Genomic DNA, 5,424 nt, shown 5'->3' with positions numbered 1-5,424 from the left:
GGAAAAGAAAAGAAGGGTGCGACCAAGCCGCGCGCATCCGCCGGCAAACGCCCGGCGGCCGCCAAGCCGGCGCGCAAGAAGAAGTCGTAACGGCTGTCGGGCGGGAGGCACGCGATGCGCGCCCTTCCCGCCCCCTATTCGCCGATCTCGAGCGCCTGCGCGACGGCCTCGATCCGTGCGCGATGCACGGCTTCCTTGATCTTCTCCGTGTCGTTGCCGATGCCGCGTGCGATCGCGCCGGCATCGACGCTGCGCGCGGCCGCGAGTGCGACGCGCAGCCGCTCGGCCTGCGGATACGGCTGGGCTTCGAGCCCGAGCCGCCCGCGCGCATCCGATTCGCACGCCTGCAGCATCTCGGCGAAACGCGCCGGCTTGCGCAGCGCGTCGCTGCGCTCGAACAGCCGCACCAGTGCCGCCGCGCCCATCTCCATCACGCGATGCAGGTTGCCGTGCTCGCGCGCGACCACGAGCGCGAGGTCGCGGCATTCATTCGGCACGCGCAGCCGCTCGCACAACGGCTTGAGCAGGTCGACGCTGCGCCCCTCGTGGCCGACGTGGCGCGGCAGCACGTCGGCCGGCGTCGTCGCCTTGCCGAGATCGTGCGTGAGTGCCGCGAAGCGCACCGGCAGCGAATAGCCCTGCTTCGCCGCATAGTCGACGACCATCATCACGTGCACGCCCGTGTCGACTTCCGGGTGGTAGTCGGCGCGCTGCGGCACGCCCCACAGCGCATCGACTTCCGGCAGGATGCGCGCGAGCGCGCCGCAGTCGCGCAGCACCGCGAACATCCGCGACGGCTTCACCTCCATCAGCCCGCGCGCGATCTCCTGCCACACGCGTTCGGGCACGAGCGCGTCGACCTCGCCCGCGTCGACCATCCGCCGCATCAGCGCAAGCGTTTCGTCCGCGACCGTGAAATCCGCGAACCGCGCGGCAAAGCGCGCGATGCGCAGGATCCGCACCGGATCCTCGACGAACGCATCGCTCACATGCCGGAACACGCGCGCGCCCAGGTCGGCCTGCCCGTCGAACGGATCGATCACCGGCCCGACCAGTTCGCCCTCCGGGCTCACCTCGCGCGCCATCGCGTTGATCGTCAGGTCGCGCCGCGCGAGATCCTCGTCGAGCGTCACGTCCGGCGCGTAGTGGAACTGGAAGCCGTGATAGCCGGCCGCCGTCTTGCGCTCGGTGCGCGCCAGCGCGTACTCCTCCTGCGTCCGCGGATGCAGGAATACCGGGAAATCCTTGCCGACCGGCCGGAAACCCTGCGCGGCCATCTGCTCGGGGGTCGCGCCCACCACCACGTAGTCGCGGTCCTGCACGGGCACGCCGAGCAATGCGTCGCGGATGGCGCCACCGACTGCGTAGATGTTCATGGCGTCGGCTCGTATTCGGCGATCACGTTCGTTTCGCGGCGCGCGGCGTCGATCCAGCGCTGGACGGCCGGCAGCGCCGTCACGCGGGCCGCGTAGCCGGCCGCTTCCGGCGACAGGCCGGGCGCATAGGTGTTGAAGCGCATCACGACGGGCGCGTACATCGCATCGGCAATGCCGAATTCACCGAACAGGAACGGCCCGCCCGACGCCTCCAGACACTCACTCCACAGCGCATCGATGCGCGCGACATCGGCGAGCGCGTCGGGCGTCGCACCGCGCCCCGGCATCGACGCGCGCACGTTCATGCCCATCTGCGTGCGCAGCGCCGCGAAGCCCGAATGCATCTCGGCCGCGACGCAGCGCGCATGCACGCGTTCGAGCGGATCGGCCGGCCACATCGGGAACTGCGGATAGCGTTCGGCGAGCGTCTCGGCGATCGCGAGCGAATCCCAGATCGCGACGCCGTGGTCGTCGATCAGGCACGGCACCTTGCCGGACGGCGAATATTCGAGGATGCGTGCTGCCGTGTCGTCGTGGCGCAGCTCGATCGCGATCTCGTCGAACGGGATGCCGAAATGCGCGAGCAGCAGCCACGGGCGCATCGACCACGACGAGTAGTTCTTGTCTCCAATGACGAGTTTCATGACGGTGTTCCGGAAAACGCGAAGGTGGAAAGGAGGATGCTGCCGGCCTAGCGGCGCGAGCGGAACCAGTCGAACCGGGACCGCTGCGCGGCATGGCCGAGATACGCGGGCGCAATGCTTTCGAGACTCGCGGGCGAGATCCCGAGCTCCGGCGCGAGCGGCCCCGACAGCACGTTCGGCACCGACATCGTCGCGAGATTGTCGCGCGTGAGCACGGGCTCGCCGGGCAGCCATTCGAACACGCTCGCCTGCAGCCGCGCGAGCGCGTCGGGCAGCCGCACGATACGAGCCTGCCGGCCGACCAGCGTGCCGCAATAGCGCACCAGCTGCTCGAGCGTGTAGACGGTCGGGCCGCCAAGTTCGTAGGTCTTGCCGTGTGCGGCCACGAGATCGAGCGTGTTGACGAACGCACGCACGACGTCGCCGACGAACACCGGCTGGAAGCGCGCGTCGGGCATCGCGAGCGGCAGCACCGGCACCGTGCGCTGCAGGTTCGCGAACGTGTTGAGGAACGCGTCGCCTGGGCCGAACACGACCGACGGGCGGAAGATCGTCAGCGCGAGCGAATCGGTCGCCGCGATCGCATGCAGCGCGGCCTCGCCGTCGCCCTTCGAGCGCTGGTACATGCTCGCACCGTGCGAATCGGCGCCGAGCGCGCTCATGTGCAGCACGCGCTGCACGCCCACCTCGGTGCAGGCGGTCGCGAGCGCGGCCGGCAGCGTGACGTGCGCGCGCTCGAAGCCGGGCCCGTACGGCGTGCCGCGGCCGCCGTGCAGCACGCCGACCAGGTTGATCGCCGCATGCGCACCGGCGACAAAGCGCGCGAGCGTACGCGTGTCGAGCGCTTCGAGCTCGACGATTTCGACCGGCAGCATCTGCAGGTGGCGCGCGTGGTCACGCCGGCGCGTGCCGATCCGTACCTGCTTGCCGGATTCGATCAGCGCATTGACGAGCCGGCTGCCGATGAAGCCGGTGCCGCCCAGCAGCGCGACGGTCTGGCGATCCATGTTCGAGGCCTCTAAGGGGCTGTTCACGCTAATAACGGGCTTGCGAACGAGCCTTGCCGGCTGCAGTGCAAGAAGTAAGGAGCGCCGTTTGGCCGAGCCAAACAAGCGACGCGCGACGCCGCAATGCGGCCGGCAAGGCTCGTTCCCCTGTTTGGATAAAATCATTCGCGGGGCTGGCCGCCAGAAGGGCCGATCGCCGCGTCATGCTCCTCGCGAATACGTTGAGTATTCGCTTCGTCGCAATCCTTGCGCTCGGCCCTTCTGGCGGCCAGCGCAAGCCCGTTATTAGCGTGAACAGCCCCTTAAACACTGCCGCGTCTCGCGCGGCAGTGTGAAGATTGCGGATCAGGGCGAGATCATGCCTAGACGTTTCTTCAACGACTGCGGTTTGCCCTCGAAGAGCGCCGCGTAGTAGACGGTGTTCGACAGCACGTTCTTCACGTAGTCGCGCGTCTCGTTGAACGGAATCGTTTCTGCGAAGATCGCGCCTTCGACCGGCTGCGTCAACACCTGGCGCCACTGGCGCGGCCGGCCCGGGCCCGCGTTGTAGCCGGCCGTGGCGAGCACCGGCGAGCTGTCGAAGTTGTTGTAGATGTCCGCCAGATACCAGGTGCCGAGCTGGATGTTGGTATCGATGTCGTGCATCTGCGCGCGCGAGATCGTGCCCATGCCGAGCTTCTTCGCGACCATCTGCGCGGTGGCCGGCATCAGCTGCATCAGGCCGCCCGCGCCCACCGACGAACGCGCGCTCGTGATGAAGCGCGACTCCTGGCGGATCAGCCCGTACGCCCATTCGGTGTCGAGGCCCGTCGATTGCGCGTAGCGCTCGACGATGTTGCGGTACGGCGACGGGTAACGCAGCGTGAAATCATGCTCGGCCTTCGTGCGGTCGGCCGTGTTGACCGTGCGGTCGAGCAGCTCGATGCGCTTGCCGTACTCGGCCGCGGCGAGCAGCTGGCGATCGGTCATCCCGCGCAGCGGCCAGTTCCATTCGCGGTTGCCTTCGAGGCGCAGGTTCAGCGCAAAGAAGCGTTGCGCAAGCGCGAAGCCCGGAATCTTGCTCATCGCGTCGATCTCGGCGTCGCTCACCTTCGTGCGCGGCGGGATCGTCGTGCGCTGGCCGAGCTCTTCGCCGGCGAGCTGCCCGTAGAAGTTGAACTGGCCGGCGACCTGCTCGAATTCCTGGTTCGCCTGCAGCGTGTCGCCGCTCTGCTTGAGCGCGCGCGCATGCCAGTAGATCCAGGCCGGATCGTCGCGCAGCGACGGCGGCATCTGCTCGATCGACCAGCGCACCATCGGCCAGTTGCCGGCGAGCAGCGCGGCGCGCGTGCGCCATTCGTAGCCCGGGTTCGACAGCGGCGCATTCGCGGATTTCGCGTACCAGACCGACGCGAGCGGCGAGCGCTTGATCGCGCCCTGGTAGCCGATCGCGCCCCACGCGATCGCCTGTTCCGGCTTGGTCAGCGACGCGGCGACCGACGTCAGCATCCCGGCGGCGGCGTCCGGATCATTGCGCGCCATGCGGCCGAGCGCGATCAGCGCGAGCTGGTGCGACGTCGCGTCGGCGCCGACGCCGCGCGCGAGGTACAGCGGCGGCGCGCTCGTCGCCTGGTCGAAGCCGACCGGGCGCGGGCCGAGCGCGTCGACGATCTTGCCGCCGAGCGTCGTGTAGTTCTGCTCGTACGCGAGGCGCGCCTGCTGCCACACGTCGTCGCTCGTGAACTGCTGTTTGACCGTCAGCGCGGTGATCAGGTCGACGCACGCGTCGCCGTAGTTCTTCGGCTCGACGAGCAGCGCGCGCGCCGCATCGGCGACGTTCTCGCCGCGCGAAGCGCGCGATTCGAGCGCATAGCACTTCACCTGCGTGTCGTCGTCGAGCACGAAGCGCTTGTATTGGTCGTCGAAGTTGCGCCAGTCGTGGCGCGCGCCGAGCACGAGCAGATAGTCGTTGCGCAGGCGGTCGGCGATCGCCTGGCCGTCGTAGCGCTGCAGGAACGACTGCACGGGCGCGTCCGGCGCGTCCACGCGCGCGCGGCCCGTCGGATCGAACAGCTGCGGCTTGATCTGGAAATACTCGACGTAGGACGGAACCGGATAGTTCGGGATCATCGACGCGAGCTGCGCGGCTTTCGCGGCGTCGTTGCGGCGTGCGGCTTCACGAAGCTGCACGAAGGTCTGGTCGTCCCCGGAGACCGTATCGTCGTTCGGTGCGGCGCACGCGGCCGTGCCCGCGACGAGCGCGGTGGCCGAAAGCGTCAGCGCGACCGCGCGATATACTCGGAAAAGGCTGTTCGACATCGTTTTGAATGGAGCGCGAAGTGAGCGAAAGCATAGCACGCAACCCTGTGCCAAACCCGAAGGTTGCGCTACGCAAAACGCTGTCCGGCGCGCGGCGCG

General features: G+C 68.5%; 4 protein-coding genes and 1 pseudogene. 1 reads left to right on the top strand and 4 read right to left on the bottom strand.

What is annotated here, in order from left to right; genetic code table 11:
- Window positions 1-134: 134 nt before the first annotated feature.
- The 4 genes from JYJ84_RS27595 to JYJ84_RS27580 form a co-directional block, all read right to left on the bottom strand.
- Window positions 135-1,376: a multifunctional CCA addition/repair protein gene (locus JYJ84_RS27595; RefSeq protein ID WP_174963049.1), complete on the bottom strand. Its 1,242-nt coding sequence runs from the start codon at window positions 1,374-1,376 to the stop codon at window positions 135-137.
- Window positions 1,373-2,020, bottom strand: coding sequence for a glutathione S-transferase family protein (locus JYJ84_RS27590; RefSeq protein ID WP_175222430.1), 648 nt, complete (start codon window positions 2,018-2,020; stop codon window positions 1,373-1,375). Before JYJ84_RS27590 ends, JYJ84_RS27595 begins: the two co-directional genes overlap by 4 nt.
- Before the next feature lie 47 nt (window positions 2,021-2,067).
- Window positions 2,068-3,027, bottom strand: a complete 960-nt coding sequence (locus JYJ84_RS27585; RefSeq protein ID WP_122946466.1) for a complex I NDUFA9 subunit family protein — start codon at window positions 3,025-3,027, stop codon at window positions 2,068-2,070.
- Between the two features lie 345 nt (window positions 3,028-3,372).
- Window positions 3,373-5,325, bottom strand: coding sequence for a lytic transglycosylase domain-containing protein (locus JYJ84_RS27580; RefSeq protein ID WP_175222429.1), 1,953 nt, complete (start codon window positions 5,323-5,325; stop codon window positions 3,373-3,375).
- Window positions 5,326-5,333: 8 nt separating this feature from the next.
- Here JYJ84_RS27580 and JYJ84_RS38395 point away from each other — a divergent pair.
- Window positions 5,334-5,424 (top strand): annotated as a pseudogene (locus tag JYJ84_RS38395) (5-formyltetrahydrofolate cyclo-ligase); the annotation flags it as partial.

The sequence above is a fragment of the Burkholderia sp. LMG 13014 genome (genome assembly GCF_905232215.1).
In the GTDB taxonomy this organism is placed as follows: Bacteria; Pseudomonadota; Gammaproteobacteria; order Burkholderiales; family Burkholderiaceae; genus Burkholderia.
This window is presented reverse-complemented; position numbering and strand designations above follow the sequence as displayed.

Coding starts and splice junctions, on each gene's coding strand:
- JYJ84_RS27580 (WP_175222429.1), bottom strand. CDS start 5,325: ATGTCGAACAGCCTTTTCCGAGTATATCGCGCGGTCGCGCTGACGCTT.
- JYJ84_RS27595 (WP_174963049.1), bottom strand. CDS start 1,376: ATGAACATCTACGCAGTCGGTGGCGCCATCCGCGACGCATTGCTCGGC.
- JYJ84_RS27585 (WP_122946466.1), bottom strand. CDS start 3,027: ATGGATCGCCAGACCGTCGCGCTGCTGGGCGGCACCGGCTTCATCGGC.
- JYJ84_RS27590 (WP_175222430.1), bottom strand. CDS start 2,020: ATGAAACTCGTCATTGGAGACAAGAACTACTCGTCGTGGTCGATGCGC.